The 16306-nt window shown below is 62.4% G+C and carries 12 protein-coding genes; 11 read left to right on the top strand and 1 reads right to left on the bottom strand.

Going from position 1 to position 16306, the window contains the following annotated elements; all coding sequences use genetic code 11:
- The first annotated feature begins 21 nt into the window (after nucleotides 1–21).
- The 7 genes from waaF to C8K61_RS11390 are packed head-to-tail and all read left to right on the top strand — an operon-like array spanning nucleotide 22 to nucleotide 6891.
- The gene (gene waaF, locus C8K61_RS11420) at nucleotides 22–1056 is read left to right on the top strand and encodes a lipopolysaccharide heptosyltransferase II (RefSeq protein WP_108096383.1); all 1035 of its coding nucleotides are present in this window, start codon (nucleotides 22–24) and stop codon (nucleotides 1054–1056) included.
- Nucleotides 1056–2057 carry a lipopolysaccharide heptosyltransferase I gene (waaC, locus tag C8K61_RS11415; RefSeq protein WP_108096382.1) on the top strand — a complete coding sequence of 334 codons (1002 nt, stop codon included), beginning with the start codon at nucleotides 1056–1058 and terminating at the stop codon, nucleotides 2055–2057. The genes waaF and waaC overlap by 1 nt, the downstream gene beginning before the upstream one ends.
- Nucleotides 2057–3178 (top strand): glycosyltransferase family 4 protein, encoded by a 1122-nt coding sequence (locus tag C8K61_RS11410; protein WP_108096381.1) that lies wholly within the window; start codon nucleotides 2057–2059, stop codon nucleotides 3176–3178. The genes waaC and C8K61_RS11410 overlap by 1 nt, the downstream gene beginning before the upstream one ends.
- Complete coding sequence (gene rfaP, locus C8K61_RS11405; RefSeq protein ID WP_108096380.1) at nucleotides 3175–3996, top strand: lipopolysaccharide core heptose(I) kinase RfaP; 822 nt, start codon at nucleotides 3175–3177, stop codon at nucleotides 3994–3996. The genes C8K61_RS11410 and rfaP overlap by 4 nt, the downstream gene beginning before the upstream one ends.
- Nucleotides 3996–4730, top strand: a complete 735-nt coding sequence (locus tag C8K61_RS11400; RefSeq protein WP_108096379.1) for a lipopolysaccharide kinase InaA family protein — start codon at nucleotides 3996–3998, stop codon at nucleotides 4728–4730. Before rfaP ends, C8K61_RS11400 begins: the two co-directional genes overlap by 1 nt.
- Entirely contained in the window at nucleotides 4727–5473 is a 747-nt protein-coding gene (locus C8K61_RS11395) for a lipopolysaccharide kinase InaA family protein (RefSeq protein WP_108096378.1), read from the top strand. The genes C8K61_RS11400 and C8K61_RS11395 overlap by 4 nt, the downstream gene beginning before the upstream one ends.
- Nucleotides 5470–6891 (top strand): lipopolysaccharide kinase InaA family protein, encoded by a 1422-nt coding sequence (locus C8K61_RS11390; RefSeq protein WP_108096377.1) that lies wholly within the window; start codon nucleotides 5470–5472, stop codon nucleotides 6889–6891. The genes C8K61_RS11395 and C8K61_RS11390 overlap by 4 nt, the downstream gene beginning before the upstream one ends.
- 76 nt (nucleotides 6892–6967) lie before the next feature.
- Here C8K61_RS11390 and C8K61_RS11385 read toward each other — a convergent pair whose 3' ends face one another.
- Nucleotides 6968–9058, bottom strand: a complete 2091-nt coding sequence (locus C8K61_RS11385; RefSeq protein ID WP_108096376.1) for a TonB-dependent receptor — start codon at nucleotides 9056–9058, stop codon at nucleotides 6968–6970.
- A 256-nt stretch (nucleotides 9059–9314) separates the two neighbouring features.
- On the opposite strand from C8K61_RS11385, the gene C8K61_RS11380 reads away from it, so the two are divergent.
- From C8K61_RS11380 to C8K61_RS11365, 4 genes are all read left to right on the top strand, one after another.
- The gene (locus tag C8K61_RS11380; RefSeq protein WP_108096375.1) at nucleotides 9315–11711 is read left to right on the top strand and encodes a glucose/quinate/shikimate family membrane-bound PQQ-dependent dehydrogenase; all 2397 of its coding nucleotides are present in this window, start codon (nucleotides 9315–9317) and stop codon (nucleotides 11709–11711) included.
- 398 nt (nucleotides 11712–12109) lie between these two features.
- Complete coding sequence (locus C8K61_RS11375) at nucleotides 12110–13867, top strand: carbamoyltransferase (protein ID WP_108096374.1); 1758 nt, start codon at nucleotides 12110–12112, stop codon at nucleotides 13865–13867.
- Nucleotides 13851–14984 carry a glycosyltransferase gene (locus C8K61_RS11370; RefSeq protein ID WP_108096373.1) on the top strand — a complete coding sequence of 378 codons (1134 nt, stop codon included), beginning with the start codon at nucleotides 13851–13853 and terminating at the stop codon, nucleotides 14982–14984. Before C8K61_RS11375 ends, C8K61_RS11370 begins: the two co-directional genes overlap by 17 nt.
- Nucleotides 14977–16239, top strand: coding sequence for a polysialyltransferase family glycosyltransferase (locus C8K61_RS11365; RefSeq protein WP_108096372.1), 1263 nt, complete (start codon nucleotides 14977–14979; stop codon nucleotides 16237–16239). The genes C8K61_RS11370 and C8K61_RS11365 overlap by 8 nt, the downstream gene beginning before the upstream one ends.
- Nucleotides 16240–16306 lie beyond the last annotated feature (67 nt).

Raw genomic sequence — 16306 nt, 5'->3', positions numbered from 1 at the left:
CTGCTCATTTGCGGAGTTTGAATGAACATACTGATCGTAGGGCCGAGCTGGGTCGGCGACATGGTGATGGCGCAGACCCTGTTCCAGTGCCTGAAACAGCGCCATCCCGACTGCCAGATCGACGTGCTGGCGCCCGACTGGAGTCGGCCGATTCTCGAACGCATGCCCGAGGTGCGCAAAGCGTTGAGCTTTCCGCTCGGCCATGGCGCGCTGGAGCTGGGCACGCGGCGGCGCATCGGCAAGTCGCTGGCGGGTCAGTACGATCAGGCCATTCTGCTTCCCAACTCGCTGAAGTCGGCACTGGTGCCGTTCTTCGCTGGTATTCCCAAGCGCACGGGTTGGAAAGGCGAGCTGCGCTATGGCTTGCTCAACGACGTGCGCAAGCTCGACAAAGAGCGCTACCCGCTGATGATCGAGCGTTTTATGGCCCTGGCTTACGAGCCGGACGCAGAACTGCCGCAACCTTATCCACAACCGAGCCTACGCATCGAAGCGCAAAGCCGCGATACCGCATTGGGCAAGTTCGGCCTGGCGCTGGATCGCCCGGTGTTGGCCCTGTGCCCCGGCGCCGAGTTCGGCGAGGCGAAGAAGTGGCCGAGCGAGCATTACGCCAAAGTCGCCGAGTTGAAGATTCGCGAAGGCTGGCAGGTGTGGTTGTTCGGCTCGAAAAATGATCACGCCGTTGGCGAGGCGATTCGCGCGCGGCTGATTCCCGGTCTGCGTGAAGAAGCCCACAACCTGGCGGGCGAAACCTCGCTGGCCGAGGCCATCGACCTGATGTCGTGCGCCACGGCCGTGGCCTCCAACGATTCCGGGCTGATGCATGTGGCTGCCGCTTTGAATCGCCCGCTGGTGGCGATTTACGGTTCCACCTCGCCGGGCTTCACCCCGCCGCTGGCCGAGAAAGTGGAAATCGTCCGCCTGGGCATCGAATGCAGCCCGTGCTTTGACCGCACCTGCCGCTTCGGCCACTACAACTGCCTGCGCGAGCTCAAACCGCGGCCGGTGGTGGAAGCCTTGGGGCGTCTGGCGCCTGATGCGGTCGAGGTCGATTGATGCGGGTTCTGCTGATAAAAACCTCGTCGCTTGGCGATGTGATCCATAGCCTGCCGGCGCTGACCGATGCGGCCCGGGCGATTCCCGGCATCCAGTTCGACTGGGTGGTGGAAGAGGGCTTCGCGGAGATTCCGGCCTGGCACCCGGCCGTGGCTCAGGTCATTCCAGTGGCCATCCGCCGCTGGCGCAAGAACCTCTGGCAGACCTTCAAGAACGGCGACTGGAAACGCTTCAAGCAGCGCCTGGGCGAAACCCGATACGACTTGGTCATCGACGCACAGGGCCTGCTGAAAAGCGCCTGGCTGACCCGCTATGTGCAGGGGCCAATTGCCGGTTACGACCGCGACTCGGCGCGCGAGTCGATTGCCTGCCGCTTCTACGACCGCACCTACGCGGTGCCGCGCGAGCAGCACGCGCTGGAGCGGATTCGTCAGCTGTTCGCCCAGGCCCTGGACTACCCGCTGCCGGCCGGCATTGGTGACTACGGCCTGAACCGCGCGCAACTGGCTGATCCCAACGCACCGCCATACCTGCTGTTTCTGCACGGCACCACCTGGGCCAGCAAACATTGGCCAGAGAACTACTGGCGCAGCCTGGCCGAGCAAATGAGCGAGCTGGGCTACGCCATTCGCCTGCCGTGGGGTAACGCCGCCGAGCAGCAACGCGCCGAACGTATTGCTGCGGGGTTGGAAAACGCCGTGGTACTGCCCAAATTAAACCTGGCGGGCGTGGCCAAAGTGATCGCCGGGGCGCAAGCCTGTGTGGCGGTGGACACCGGCCTCGGCCACCTGGCCGCCGCCCTCGATGTGCCGACTATTTCGTTGTACGGCCCGACCTTGCCGGGCCGCGTCGGTGCCTATGGCCGCTCGCAGATTCACCTGTGCGCCACCGGCCCGAATGCCGGCCTGGGCGACCGTGACAAACCCTGTTTCGATGACCTGCTGCCCGAGCGTGTGGCCACCGAGTTACAAGCCCTGCTCCTTCTGCCTGAGACTGTGTGATGCAACTGGCCTTTGTTCTGTACAAGTACTTTCCCTTCGGTGGCCTGCAGCGTGACTTCATGCGCATCGCCCTGGAGTGCCAGCAGCGTGGCCACAGCATTCGCGTTTACACGCTGATCTGGGAAGGCGACGTGCCGCCCGGTTTCGAAGTGCTGGTGGCACCGGTCAAAGCGTGGTTCAACCACCGCCGCAACGAGAAGTTGCTCGCCTGGGTGCAAGCCGACCTGGCCAAACGCCCGGTGGATCGCGTGGTCGGTTTCAACAAGATGCCGGGCCTGGACGTTTACTACGCCGCCGACGGCTGTTTCGAAGACAAAGCGCAGAACCTGCGCAACGCCCTGTACCGCAAATGGGGCCGCTACAAGCACTTCTCCGACTACGAGCGGGCGGTGTTCGCGCCCACTGCCAAGACCGAAGTGCTGATGATTTCCGAAGTGCAGCAGCCGCTGTTCGTCAAACACTACGCCACCCCGGCCGAGCGTTTTCACCTGCTGCCGCCAGGCATTGCGCCCGACCGCCGCGCGCCGGCCAATGCTGCCGAGATCCGTGCCGAGTTCCGCCGTGAATTCAACCTGGCCGACGATGATCTGCTGCTGGTGCAGATAGGCTCCGGGTTCAAAACCAAGGGCCTGGATCGCAGCCTGAAAGCTGTCGCCGCCTTACCGAAAGAACTGAAAAAACGCACCCGGCTGATCGTTATCGGCCAGGACGATCCCAAGCCATTTCTGCTGCAGGTCGCGGCATTGGGCATCAGCGAGCAGGTGCAGATTCTCAAAGGTCGCAGCGATATTCCGCGCTTTCTGCTCGGCGCCGACCTGCTGATTCATCCGGCCTACAACGAAAACACCGGCACCGTGTTGCTCGAAGCGCTGGTGGCCGGGCTGCCGGTGCTGGTCACTGATGTCTGTGGTTATGCCCACTACATCGAAGAAGCCGACTGCGGCCGCGTGGTGCCCAGCCCGTTCCAGCAGGAACAACTCAACAGCACGCTGCAGAGCATGCTCGAAGACGACGCCCAGCGCGCCGCCTGGGCTGCCAATGGCCTGGCCTTCGCCGACAGCGCCGACCTCTATAGCCTGCCGCAACGTGCGGCCGATGTGATTCTGGAGGCGCGCCCGTGAAGCTGCTGCTCAACGAGCCCTTCAAACGCCTGTGGGCCGGGCAGGATGCGTTCGCCGCCGTCGAGCGCCTGGACGGCCAGGTGTACCGCGAGCTGGAAGGCCGCCGTACCTTGCGCACCGAAGTCGATGGGCGGGGTTATTTCGTCAAGATTCACCGCGGCATTGGTTGGGGCGAAATCTTCAAGAACCTGTTCACTGCCAAGCTGCCGGTGCTCGGTGCCGGGCAGGAACTGACCGCCATCCAGCGCCTCACCGAGGTCGGTGTGCCGACCATGACCGCGGTGGCCTTTGGCGAGCGTGGCAACAACCCGGCGGCGCAGCATTCCTTTATCGTCACCGAAGAGCTGGCGCCCACCATCAGCCTCGAAGACTTCAGCATCGACTGGCTCAAGCAGCCGCCCGAGCCGCGCCTCAAACGCGCGCTGATCGCCGAAGTGGCGCGCATGACCGGGATGATGCACCACGCCGGGGTCAACCACCGCGACTGCTACATCTGCCATTTCCTGCTGCACACCGACAAACCAGTGACAGCCGATGACTTCAAACTGTCGGTGATCGACCTGCACCGCGCCCAGAGCCGGGAGAAAATCAGCCGCCGCTGGCGCGATAAAGACCTCGCTGCCCTGTACTTCTCGGCCCTCGATATCGGTCTGACCCAGCGCGACAAGCTGCGTTTTCTGCGCGCCTATTTCCTTGCCGCCAAAGGCACCTGCAACCTGCGCCAGATTCTGCGCGAAGAAGCGGCGTTGCTGGCCTGGCTGGAGCTCAAGGCCGCCAAGTTGTACGAGCGCAAACAACGCTACGGGGACGCGCTCTGATGGCGTCGTGGCACCTGGAACCGAGTTACCAGCACCTGGCCGCCGACTTCGGCGACCTCGATGCGGTGTTCGCCCTGACCGGCGAGCGCATGACCCGCGACCCGATCTCGGAAGTGATCCGCATCGAGCGCGATGGCGTGAGCTATTACGTCAAACGCTACCGCAGCGCCGGCAAGGGCTTGCGCCCTTATCTCGGACGCCTGCGGGTACGCAGTGAGTGGCAGAACCTCAAGCGCTTCGCCGAGTGGGGCCTGCCCACTGCCGAGGTGGTGGCCCGTGGTTACGAGCGGCGCAATGGCGCCTTTTTTCGCGGCGCGATGATCACCCGCGAACTGCCCAATACCGATGACTTGGGGCGCATGGCGAAGAAGGGTGATGTGCGCCTTCAGGACGCCGCCTGGGTAGATGGCATCAGCCGTCAGCTGGCCCACGGCACGCGGGTAATGCACGACCACTCGTTCACCCACAACGACCTGAAGTGGCGCAACTTGCTGGTCGATGACCAGGCCAAACTGTTCTTTATCGATTGCCCCAACGGCGCATTCTGGCGTGGTTTTGTGTTGCGTTACCGGATCATTAAAGACCTCGCCTGCCTGGACAAAGTGGCCAAGTACAAGCTCTCCAACACCCAGCGCCTGCGCTTTTATCTGCAATACAGCGGGCACGCCAGGCTCAACCAAGCGGACAAAAAACAGATCCGCAAGATCGTGAAATTCTTCGAGGGTCGGGAATGAAGGACTTTATCGCCGCCGAGGACCGTGCGGTGCTCGCCGCGCACCAGCTGGACAGTTTCGACGCCCTTTGGGCCCTGGAGCTGGACGCGGTGGACGAGCCCAATACCGAGCGCGGCGGTTACAGCACTGTGTCGCGTCTGGTGCTCGGCGAGTCGGCCTATTACCTCAAACGCCAGACCAACCACCTGACCCGCAGCCTGCTGCATCCGTTTGGCGAGCCGACCTTCGCCCGCGAACTGCGCAATATCGAGCGTTACCAGAAGCTCGGCATTCCGGCTCTGCATGCGGCATTTTTTGCCCAGCGCGAAGTGGACGGTAAGCAGCAGGCGATTCTGCTGACCCGTGCCCTCGACGGCTGGCAAGACCTCGAGCACTGGTTGCGCGACTGGAGCGAGCGCAGCGAGGCGCAACGCATGGCCATTCTGCGCGCCTGCGGCGAACTGGCGCGGCGTCTGCACGACGCCCATCAGATGCACGGCTGCTTTTATCCCAAGCATATTTTCCTGCGTGAAGCGGCCGCTGGTTTCGACGCGCAGTTGATCGACCTGGAAAAAACCCGCCGCCTGGTGTTCGGCAAGCGCGACCGGATCAAAGACCTCGAGCCCTTGCTGCGCCGCGCCAGCAACTGGAGTCAGGAGGAAGTCTGGCAATTATTGCTGGCCTACGTCGGCGACAAGGGCGATGCGAAGGGCTGGAGCAAGCGTCTGGGCGCCCGTAGTGCACACAAGGCCGCGCGCAAATGAACCTTGGCCAACTGCGCGACGCGGGCCGTACACCGGCTCTGCCGCTGAGTCTGCAGGTGGCTGGCGAGGAGCTGCGTCTGCTGACTCTGCTGCGGGTATTGCCGGGGCAGCGTTACGTCGGTGTTGCCCAGTGGCAGGGTCGCCAGGTGCTGGCCAAGTTGCTGGTGGGCGGCAAGGCCGAACGCCATTTCAACCGCGAATCCAAGGGCGTGCACCTGCTGGCCGAACAAGGTCTGCTGACTCCCGCGCTGCTGGCTGAAGGCTACACAGCAGGTGAGGGCGGTTGGCTGCTGTTCGAGTATCTGGATGGCGCACAAAGTCTGGGCGACGCCTGGTGTGCCGTGGAGCACGAAGCGCCCGCCTCCGATGCGCAGCAGCAGGTCCTCGCTCAAGCCCTGGCGGCGATCGCGCAGTTGCACAGCAAGGGCCTGTGGCAGGCCGACCTGCACCTGGACAATCTGCTGCAGCACAACGGCCAGCTCTACCTGATCGATGGCGGTGGCGTGCAGGCCCAGGTGCCGGGGCAGGCGCTGGGGCGTGACGAGGTGCTGCGCAACCTGGGGGTGTTCTTCGCTCAACTGCCGGCCAACCTTGAGCCGTTTCTTGAAGAGTTGCTGATTCACTATTTGCTGGCCAATGGCGAGCACGCCTTGCCACTGGAAAAACTCCTCGCCGAAGTCGCCCAGGTGCGGCGCTGGCGTGTGCGTGACTACCTGAAAAAGGCCGCCCGCGAGTGCAGCCTGTTCAGCGCGCGGATCGGCGCTTTCGGCCTGCGCGTGGTGCGCCGCGAAGCCGAACCACGCTTGCAGACCTTGCTGGCCAACCCGGACGCCGCCATCGATGCCGGCCACCTGTACAAAACCGGCGGCGCGGCGACCGTGGCGCGCGTTGAGGTGGCGGGCGAGCCGCTGGTGGTCAAACGCTACAACGTGAAGAACTTCGCCCACTGGCTAAAGCGCTTTTGGCGCCCCAGCCGTGCGTGGCACAGCTGGCGCGAAGGCAACCGCCTGCTGGTGCTGGGCATCGCCACCCCGCAACCGCTGGCAGTGATCGAACGGCGCTGGTGCTGGTTGCGTCGCCGCGCCTATCTGGTGACCGCTTACTGCGGCAATGAAGATTTGATCGCGCGTTTCTCGCCGTACCTGAACAGCACGCCGCCAGACAGTGAGCTGCTGGCGCTGGACCATTTGTTCGCCGCGCTGATTCGCGAGCGCATCAGCCATGGCGACTTCAAAGGCCACAACCTGTTCTGGTACCAGAACCAGTGGACCCTGATCGACCTCGACGCCATGCAGCAGCACCGCAGTCAGGCTGGTTTCGCCAAAGCTTATGGACGGGATCGCGCGCGGTTCTTGCGCAACTGGCCGGTGGAGTCTGCGCTGTATCAACTGCTGGATCAGCGTTTGCCGACGCTCTAGCGTTTGCAGGAATCGCGGCTGAAGCCGCTCCTACCGACCGCACAATCCGTAGGAGCGGCTTTAGCCGCGATGGCCTTTACTCGAACTGGTAGGAAACCCCGGCGCCGGCATACCAGCTACGCCCGGGTGCGGCTTCGTAGTAGCGGTCGTTGCTGTCACCGACTATCACCGAACCCACGTACTGGCGGTCCAGCAGGTTATCCAGGCGCACCAACTGGTGCACGGTCCAGGGGCCGTAGTGCTGCTCGAAGCGCGCGCGCCAGTTGAAGACGCTGTAGGCCGGTGCTGGTTTTTCGTTATTGCTGTCTTCAACGTACACCTTGCTGCGGTACAGGCCCTCGATGGCGGTGCTGACGCCATCCAGTGGTTGCCAGTTGAGTTCGGCGAACAAGGTGGTGCGCGGCACGCCGGGGAGGTTGTTGCCGCTGTCGATGGTGCGGGTGCCGCTGACAAAACTGGAGTCGTACTGCGCCGCCAAATAGGTGTAGGCGAGGTTGGCGGTCCATTGTTCGCTGAGCTGGCTTTCTACCCCCAGCTCGAACCCGCGGCGCTGCGTGCGCCCGGCGTTCTGGTAGCTGGTGCGGCCATTGCTGTTGGCGAACACCACGATCTCGTCGTCGGTGTTGATCTGGAAGACCGCCGCATTCACCCGCGTGCTGTTGCCTAGCAGCGCTTTGAGCCCCAGCTCGTATTGCGTGCTGGTGGAGGGGTCGAGGTTGTAGTTCACCCCGGCGACGTTGTTCGGCGCGTAGGCCAGCTCGCCTTGGGTCGGCGTTTCAAAGCCGCGGCCCACACTCACGTAGCCATTGAGCTCCGGCGTAAAGGCATACCCGACGCTCACCACCGGGCTGGCTTGCTCGTAGCGGCGATTGCCGCTGTCGTCGCCATTGCTCAGGTAATGGTCGTCGACATCGATTTCCACAGTGCTGTAGCGCAGCCCGCCTTGCAGGGTCCAGTCGCCGATTTTCCAGGTGGCCTGGGCATACGGATCGAGGCTGGTGGCGGTGTCTTTTTCGTCGCGGCGCAACGCGCCTTTTACGCCGAGCTGGTTACCGACAAAGTTCTGGTAGCCCTGGCGGTCGTCCTCGCTCTGGTCGTAATCCAGGCCGAATACCAGATCAACGTCACCTACCGGTTGCAGCCAGCGCAGGCTACCGCCGTAGAAGCGGCGGTCGAAGGCGACCACGCCGCCACCGAAGTTGTTGTTGGCCGGGGTGCCTTTGGGAATCGACAGGTACTGAATCACGCTGCGCTTGCCGGTATAGGCGGTGGCTTGCAGGGTGGCGTCGCCGAAATAGCGCTCGTAGTTGGCGCCCACTTGCTGGTGGTCGATGCTTTTGCGGGTGTTGTACAGCTCGGCATTGGCGGTCACCGAACGTGGGTCGTTTTTATAGCCCTCCCACGTCTGCCCCAGCGGATCCTGCGTGCCGTTCTGCTCCAGGCTGCTGTAGATCAGCGCCAGTTTGCTGTCTGCATCGGGTTTGAGGTTGAGCTTGGCAAAGGTCTGGTCGCGGCGGGCGGCGCTGTGGTCGCGGTAGCCGTCGGTGTCCATGCGCGAGGCATCAAGGAGAAAGCCGGCCTGCTCAACGGCCCCCTCGGCGCTGAGGTGGTTCTTGTTCATGCCGTCGCTGCCGAAAATCGTCTCGGCGCCCACCTGCGGCGGCCCCTCGGGCTCGCGCGAAAAGACCTGAACCACGCCGCCTGCGTTGCTGCCATACAGGGTAGACGCTGGCCCGCGCAGCACTTCAATACGCTCGGCGGTGTCGAGGTTGAAGGTCGCTGCCTGGCCCTGGCCATCGGCGGTGCTGGCCGGAATGCCGTCGCTGATCAGCTTGATGCCACGCACGCCGAAGGCCGAACGGGCGCCGAAGCCGCGCGAGGAAATCTGCAGGTCCTGGGCATAGTTCTGGCGGTTCTGTACGACCAGGCCGGGCACGCGATTCAGCGCTTCCGACGCGTTGATGCCCAATTGACCGTCGCTGATCTGCTGACGATCTACGCTATCTATCGAGAACGGCAAAGCAAAACTGGCGCTGGCCTGGCGAGAGCCACTGACCACCAGCGGGTCGAGTTCCACTGCGGAAGCCGCTTCGTCGGCATGGGCGCTGGCCACCGCGAGCAGGGTGAGCAGTAAGGAGTAGGGCGGTAGTCGGTTCAATGCAGTCATCGCCGGCGTTATACAGATCAAAAATGCCGCTGCGGTCGCGGGCTGAGCATAGTGGGCGATTATCGACCATAAAGTCACCCCGCGCCGAGCCGCTCTCTGACTGGGTTTGCGCTTTTATCAGGGCATCAGGTGGCTAATCACCTACGCCTGGCAAGGTGTAAGCCCAAGGTAGGCGCGGCAGAATCCGCGCCCTTCACGGCGGCGGGCCTCGGTCCACGGCCGGTACTGGTTGATTGAGTAATGAGGGTAGAGCGTTATGAATGAGGCAATTACCGTTGGCGGAAGACGCCCTGGCGGGTTGGTTCGCGGGCTGCTGGTGCTGGTCGGGGTGGCGATTGCCCTGGTCGGTATGTACCTGGCTGGTGGCGGTGCCTACCTGGCGGTACTGGGCGGCAGTTGGTACTTCGTGCTCTGCGGCCTGGCGCTGCTCGGCGCCGGTGTGCTGATTGCCAAGGCCAACCCCAACGGTGCCTGGTTGTATGGCGCGATATTGCTGCTGTCGGTGATCTGGGCGGTGTGGGAAACCGGCTTCGAGTTCTGGCCACTGGTGTCGCGGCTGTTTGCCTTTACGGTGATCGGGCTGGTGGTGGCGCTGCTTTATCCGAGCCTGCTGCGCCTCTCGCCAGAGCCTCATGACGGTGATGGTCGCGGCGCTTATGTGTTGAGCGCGCTGTTGGCCGTGGCGATTGTCGCCACCTCGGCCTATGCCTTTGTGCTGACGCCCATCGTGACGGCGGAGAGCGAAGCCGCGGTCACCCCGGTCGCCAAAGGCCAGGAGCAAAAAGACTGGAAACATTGGGGCAACACCACCCACGGCGACCGCTTCGCCGCGCTGGACCAGATCAACAAAGGCAACATCGACAAGCTGCAAGTGGCCTGGACCTTCCGCACCGGCGACCTGCCGCAAAGCACCGGTTCCGGCGCCGAAGACCAGAACACCCCGCTGCAGATCGGCGACACCCTCTATCACTGCACCGCTTACGGCAAGGTGTTTGCCATCGACGTCGACAGCGGCAAAGAGCGCTGGCACTTCGACCCCAAAGGCTCGGCGCCCAACTGGCAGCGTTGCCGGGGCCTCGGTTATTTCGAAGACAGTCCGGCTGCGCTCACTGACGCCGTCGCGGCCCCGGCGCCGGCGGCCTGCGCCAAACGGATTTTCCTGCCGACCATCGATGCTCGCCTGATCGCCATCAACGCCGAGACCGGCGAGCCCTGCGCCGACTTCGGCAACCAGGGCACGGTGGACCTGAAAACCGACATGGGCGAAGTCAAAGACGGCTACTACCAGCAAACCTCGACGCCGCTGGTGGCGGGTAATGTTGTGGTGGTCGGCGGCCGGGTGGCGGACAACTTCTCCACCGGCGAGCCGCCGGGCGTGGTGCGCGCCTTTGATGTGCACAGTGGCGAGCTGATCTGGGCCTGGGACCCGGGCAATCCGCAAACCACTAAACGTCCCCCGGAAGGGCAGACCTATACCCGTGGAACGCCGAACGTGTGGTCGGCCATGGCCTATGACGAAAAACTCGGCCTGATCTACCTGCCCACTGGCAATGCCACTCCGGACTTTTGGGCGGGCGAGCGCACCGAGTTGGACGACAAATACAGCTCCTCGGTAGTCGCCGTCGAAGCCGCCACCGGTGCCATTCGCTGGCACTTCCAGATGACCCACCACGACCTGTGGGACTTCGACATCCCGGCACAACCGTTGCTCTACGATGTGCCGGACGAGGCCGGTGGTACCCAGCCGGCGTTGGCGCAGATCACCAAGCAGGGTGAAATCTTCCTGCTCAACCGCGCCACCGGCGTACCGATTGCCAAAGTCGACGAAAAGCCCGTGCCGCAGGGCAATGTGCCAGGCGAGCGCTACTCGCCGACCCAGCCGTTTTCGGTGGACATGCCCTCGATCGGCAACCAGCAACTGCACGAAGCGGACATGTGGGGCGCCACGGTGTTCGACCAGTTGCTGTGCCGCATCCAGTTCAAAGGCATGCGCCATGAAGGTGTTTACACCCCGCCGGGTCTGGACCGCGCCCTGCAATTTCCAGGCTCGCTGGGTGGCATGAACTGGGGCAGCGTGTCGGTGGACCCGACCACTCACTACATGTTCGTCAACGACATGCGCCTGGGCCTGGCCAACTACATGATCCCGCGCGAGAAGATCGCCGCCGGCGCCAGTGGTATCGAAATGGGCGTGGTACCTCAAGCCGGTACACCGTTCGGCGCCATGCGTGAGCGCTTCCTCTCGGTGGCCGGCATTCCGTGCCAGAAACCGCCGTTCGGCACCATGTCCGCCATCGACCTGAAAACCCGCAAGCTGGTCTGGCAGGTACCGGTTGGCACCGTGCAGGACACGGGCCCGCTGGGGATCAAAATGCACCTGCCGATCCCCATCGGCATGCCAACCCTGGGCGCCTCAATGGCCACCCAGTCCGGCCTGCTGTTTTTCGCCGGCACCCAGGACTTCTACCTGCGCGCGTTTGATAGCGGCAGCGGCAAGGAAGTCTGGAAAGCGCGGTTACCGGTGGGTAGCCAGTCGGGGCCGATGACCTATGTGTCGCCAAAAACCGGTAAGCAGTACATCGTGGTGAGTGCCGGCGGCGCGCGGCAGTCGCCTGAAAGAGGGGATTACGTCATCGCTTACGCTTTGCCGTAACTGATCGATCGGCTGCGCGTCGGCCGGGTTGGGTTAAAAAAGGTTTTTGAATGCTCATGGACTGCAGCCCACTGTGCTTCAAAAACCTTTTTTGCTCGGCCTGACTAGGATTGCGCGGCTCTAGCTTGCTCTATCTCGAGTTGTGGGAGGCGGCAATCGCTGGATCAAAGGCATCGAGGCTGAAGCCTGTCCTACAAGAAGCACTCTCCCTGTAGGAGAGGCTTTAGCCTCGATTCCTGCAAACGTCCGTTCTGCGACACGCCGACCCCGCCACGCTCGCACCCAGCGCAACGCAACGGCTATAATCCCCCGCTTTATCAGGCAGCCCTTTGCTTTTCCGGTCTGCCGTCCGACTTTTCGCGCAGGCTTTGGCCATGCGTCGTTGCAAGAGGTTTCCCGTGGCACTGACGATTCTCGGCCTTTCCGGCGCCCTCAGTCATGATCCTTCCGCTGCCTTGTATATCGACGGCAAGTTGATCGCGGCCGCCGAAGAAGAGCGCTTTGTGCGCGACAAGCATGCCAAGAACCGTATGCCCTACGAGTCCGCCAAGTTCTGCTTGGAGCAGGCCGGGATCAAGCCGTCCGATGTCGATGTGGTGGCGATTCCGTTTGCGCCCATCAGCCTGTTCGGCAAGGCCCGCTGGCATTACGCCAAGCGTTACTGGTACGCGCCGGACCGCTCTCTCGATGCGATCCTGATGGGCAACCGTCGCTACAAGCGCTACCGCAACAAGATCGTCTGGTGCCTGGAACAACTGGGTTTCGACCCGAAAAAAATCAAGATCGAGCCGGTCGAGCACCACCTGGCTCACGCCTCCAGCGCTTACCACTGCTCGGGTTTCACCGAGAAGACCGCGATCATGGGCATCGACGGCAAGGGTGAGTACGCCACGACCTTTTTCGGTTATGGCGAGAACGGCAATATCCACAAGATCAAAGAATTCTTCGACCCGGACTCTCTCGGCGGCCTGTACGGCGCAATCACCGAGTTTCTCGGTTTCGAGATGCTCGATGGCGAGTTCAAGGTCATGGGCATGGCGCCGTATGGCGATGCCAGCAAGTACGATTTCTCCCGTTTGGCCAAGTTTGAGAACGGCGAGCTGATCATCAACACCGAATACGCCAACGTCATCGGCCTGCGTCGCTATAAAGAGAACGGCAAGGGCTTCTACTTCTCGCCCAAACTGATCGAGTGGCTGGGGCCGAAGCGTGAAGGCGATATTGCCGACGATCCGTACATTCATTACGCCGCCAGCATGCAAGCGCTGTTCGAGAAGCTGGCGCTGCAGATGATGGATTACTACCTGGGCGACATCCTCAAGGAAACCGGCAAGATCGCCTTCGCCGGCGGTTGCGCGCTGAACGTCAAACTCAACCAGCGCATCATTGCTCGTCCGGAAGTCAAAGAGCTGTTTGTGCAGCCGGCTTCCGGCGACGCCGGCACTGCCGTGGGCGCCGCTGCCTACATCTCGCACAAGCGCGGTGTGCCTGTGGAGAAGATGGAGCACGTCTATCTCGGCCCTTCGTATTCCAACGAAGACGTGATCGCCGCCTGCGCCCGTCACCCGAGCAAGCCCAAGTTCAAACAGATCGAGGAAATGCCGCAGCGCATCGCCGAGATCATGGTTGCCGGGAACCCTGTGGCCTGGTTCCAGGGCCGCATGGAGTTCGGTCCGCGCGCGTTGGGCGGCCGTTCGATCATTGGTTGCCCGAGCATCGCCGGCGTTGCCAACCGTATCAACGAGCAGATCAAGTTTCGTGAGCGCTGGCGCCCCTTCTGCCCGTCGATGCTGGACACCGTCGGCCCGCAGATGATCAAGGTCGACCACCCGGCCCCGTTCATGACCTTCACCTTCGAAGTCGCCGAAGAGTGGAAAACCCGCGTACCGGAAGTGGTGCACGAAGACGGCACCTCGCGTGCCCAGGTGCTCAAGCGCGAATACAACCCGCGCTACTACGACATGATGAAGGCCCTGGAAGGCCTGACCGGCAACGGCGTGTCGCTGAACACCTCGCTGAACCGCCGTGGTGAGCCGATGATCTGCTCGCCTACCGACGCCCTGAACATGTTCTTCGGTTCGGACCTGCAGTACCTGATCATGGAAGACATTTTGGTGATCAAGGAAGGCGCGGACGGGTATGACGCACTCAACTGAACTGCGTGTTCTGCAGTTCTGCCACAGCTATGACGGGCCGTTTCTCGACTGCGCCCGTCAGTACGCCAGCCTGTTCGACGGCACGCCGTACAAGGTCACCACGGTCTACCTGACCGGTGAGCCGAGCGCCGCCGTGGAAGCGGGCTCGGGCTCCGACGAAGTGATTTTTCTCGGATACCACAGCGCCGACGTGCGCGGCCTGAAGCTGGCGGCGATCCGCGATATCCGGCGCCTCACCCGCCAGCGCGCGTTTGCCTTTTGCATCGCGCACCGCTTCAAGCCGGTGTACGTGGCGTTACTCGGTAGCCGACTGCCGGTGATTGGCGTGCACCATGCGTTTGGTGATTACCGCCGTGGTACTCGCCGGCTATTTGCCAACGCCTTCAAATCGCGTCTGATGCTGCTCGGTGTTTCCAACGCCGTGCGCGACGACATGCGCACCAGCTTGCCGAACTGGCCCCAGGAACGCATCGAAACCCTGTACAACCGCATCGATATTGCCGCAATACAAGCTGAGCAGCTGTCGCGCATCGAAGCGCGTGAGTGTCTCGGCCTGCCGGCAGATGCCTGGTTGGTTGGCAATGTCGGTCGCCTGCATCCGGACAAAGATCAGGCGACGTTGATTCGTGGTTTTGCTCAGGCGCTTCCCCATCTGCCGGTCGGCAGCCTGCTGACCATCATGGGCAGCGGCAAGCTGGAGGGCTCGCTTAAATCGCTTGCGGCTGAACTCGGTGTCGGTGATTCGGTGTATTTCCTTGGCCAGGTCCCAGCGGGGCGCCGCTACTTCAAAGCCTTCGATGTGTTTGCGCTGTCCTCCGATCACGAGCCATTCGGCATGGTGCTGCTGGAGGCCATGGCCGCCGGCGTACCGCTGATTGGCACGGCCTGTGGAGGCGGGCAGGAAGTGATTGAAGGTGTCGGGCAGTTATTTGCGCTGGGGGATGCTCAGGCGCTAGCGCAGGCACTCATTGTGCAAGCCAAAGCCAATGCTCAGCAGGCCATTGCGCAATTGATGCTAGAGCGCCTGCAGCAGTCTTTTTCGGACGACGCGGTGCGTCGGTGTTTCTGGGCGCTGCCTGCGCTATCACACCTGTCACGAGAGTCGCGTGATGCTTGATAACACGGTGAACCCCTGGGCAACGAAAGCCCGCGCGCTGGACCAGTACCGCTGGCTGTTGCTGCGCGAACGCCACGGGGTGGTGGGCAGTGCGGTGCGGTTTGCCCGCGAGGCGCTGGCTGATTGGTGGTTTGGTGTGCGTGCCAAGCGTCGCCTGGCTGAGCGCGGGTCCGGCAGGCCTTGCGATGTTCTGCTGCTGCAGTCAGCCCCCAAGGTCATCGCTTTTCAACGCAAGAAAATGCTTATCGAAGCGCTGCGTCAGAGCGGTCATGACCTAGTGGAAACGTCGTTGCAGGAGCCCGGCGCAACGCTGAGCAAGCGCGAGCTGATGGCGCCGCCGTATTCTGTCCCTACCCGTTATTTCGGCATTGCAGCCCATGCCGAGTGGCTGGTGGCGCATTACCAACCTCGCGTTTTGCTCAATGATCGAAATGGCAGTCTTTATTCGCCGTTTCTGCGGCTGTCTCTCAACCAGCGTCAGCGGCCGCTCGTGCATCTAGCCCACGCCACTACGGTAGAAGCCTCCCGTCGTCTGGGCATGATCGACTACGACTACTACTTGTTGTTCGGCAAAAGCTCTGAAGAGGCGCTACAGCGTCGTGCCTTGCGGTTTGGCACTACCACAGCGCTTCTGACTGGGTCGCACATGATCAGTCCTACGTTCGATTTGCCCCCGGCAGCGCCGTCGTTGAAAACACTGCTGGTGCTGGGTGTCGGGCCGGATAAGGAAAAAGAGCCCGGCTATCAACAAAGCTATCAACTGATCCGGGACTGGGCGGCTGGCCATCCTCAGCAGCGAGTTCTGATCAAAGGGCACCCGCGCAGCAAGATGGCGCTCTGGCAAGAGGCGGCGTCGAAGCTTGGCAATATAGAGGTGCTGCCTGCGTCTACTTCGCTGGAATCGGCGCTCGCGAGTGCCTCCATCGTCATTAGCCTGGTTTCCAATGCGGTAATTGAGGCGGCATTGGCCAGGCGGCCGGTGGTTCATATCAATACCGGCGGCTTCAGCGACATCTTCGAGCAGGAGCGTTTTTTCGGGCCTGCACTAAAGACTGCTGCGGAGCTGGATCAGCGTATTGCCGAGATCGAAGCGCATTACCCCGATCATGTTGAGCAATCGAACAACTTTGCTGTATTCCACCTCGCAGGTGGTTTCCTGGGGTTGGAGCGAACAGTCGCCGTCATCAATGCCCTGGTGGAAGGGGCATCGTTACCGGCTGAAATCGAGGGCATAGCCATGGCGGGTACTTGCTGAAGCGGGTAGTCGAACAGAGTTGTTGTAACCGTACCTGTTAGGTGCAATCGAAAATTTGAGATAGGTG

The organism is Pseudomonas sp. GV071, assembly GCF_003050835.1.
Classification (GTDB): Bacteria; Pseudomonadota; Gammaproteobacteria; order Pseudomonadales; family Pseudomonadaceae; genus Aquipseudomonas.
This window is presented reverse-complemented; position numbering and strand designations above follow the sequence as displayed.

Bases quoted from the DNA above. Each gene is read 5' to 3' on its own strand.
- C8K61_RS11390 (WP_108096377.1), top strand. From the start codon at position 5,470: ATGAACCTTGGCCAACTGCGCGACGCGGGCCGTACACCGGCTCTGCCG.
- C8K61_RS11400 (WP_108096379.1), top strand. From the start codon at position 3,996: ATGGCGTCGTGGCACCTGGAACCGAGTTACCAGCACCTGGCCGCCGAC.
- C8K61_RS11410 (WP_108096381.1), top strand. From the start codon at position 2,057: ATGCAACTGGCCTTTGTTCTGTACAAGTACTTTCCCTTCGGTGGCCTG.
- waaF (WP_108096383.1), top strand. From the start codon at position 22: ATGAACATACTGATCGTAGGGCCGAGCTGGGTCGGCGACATGGTGATG.
- C8K61_RS11395 (WP_108096378.1), top strand. From the start codon at position 4,727: ATGAAGGACTTTATCGCCGCCGAGGACCGTGCGGTGCTCGCCGCGCAC.
- waaC (WP_108096382.1), top strand. From the start codon at position 1,056: ATGCGGGTTCTGCTGATAAAAACCTCGTCGCTTGGCGATGTGATCCAT.
- C8K61_RS11385 (WP_108096376.1), bottom strand. From the start codon at position 9,058: ATGACTGCATTGAACCGACTACCGCCCTACTCCTTACTGCTCACCCTG.
- C8K61_RS11380 (WP_108096375.1), top strand. From the start codon at position 9,315: ATGAATGAGGCAATTACCGTTGGCGGAAGACGCCCTGGCGGGTTGGTT.
- C8K61_RS11370 (WP_108096373.1), top strand. From the start codon at position 13,851: ATGACGCACTCAACTGAACTGCGTGTTCTGCAGTTCTGCCACAGCTAT.
- C8K61_RS11365 (WP_108096372.1), top strand. From the start codon at position 14,977: ATGCTTGATAACACGGTGAACCCCTGGGCAACGAAAGCCCGCGCGCTG.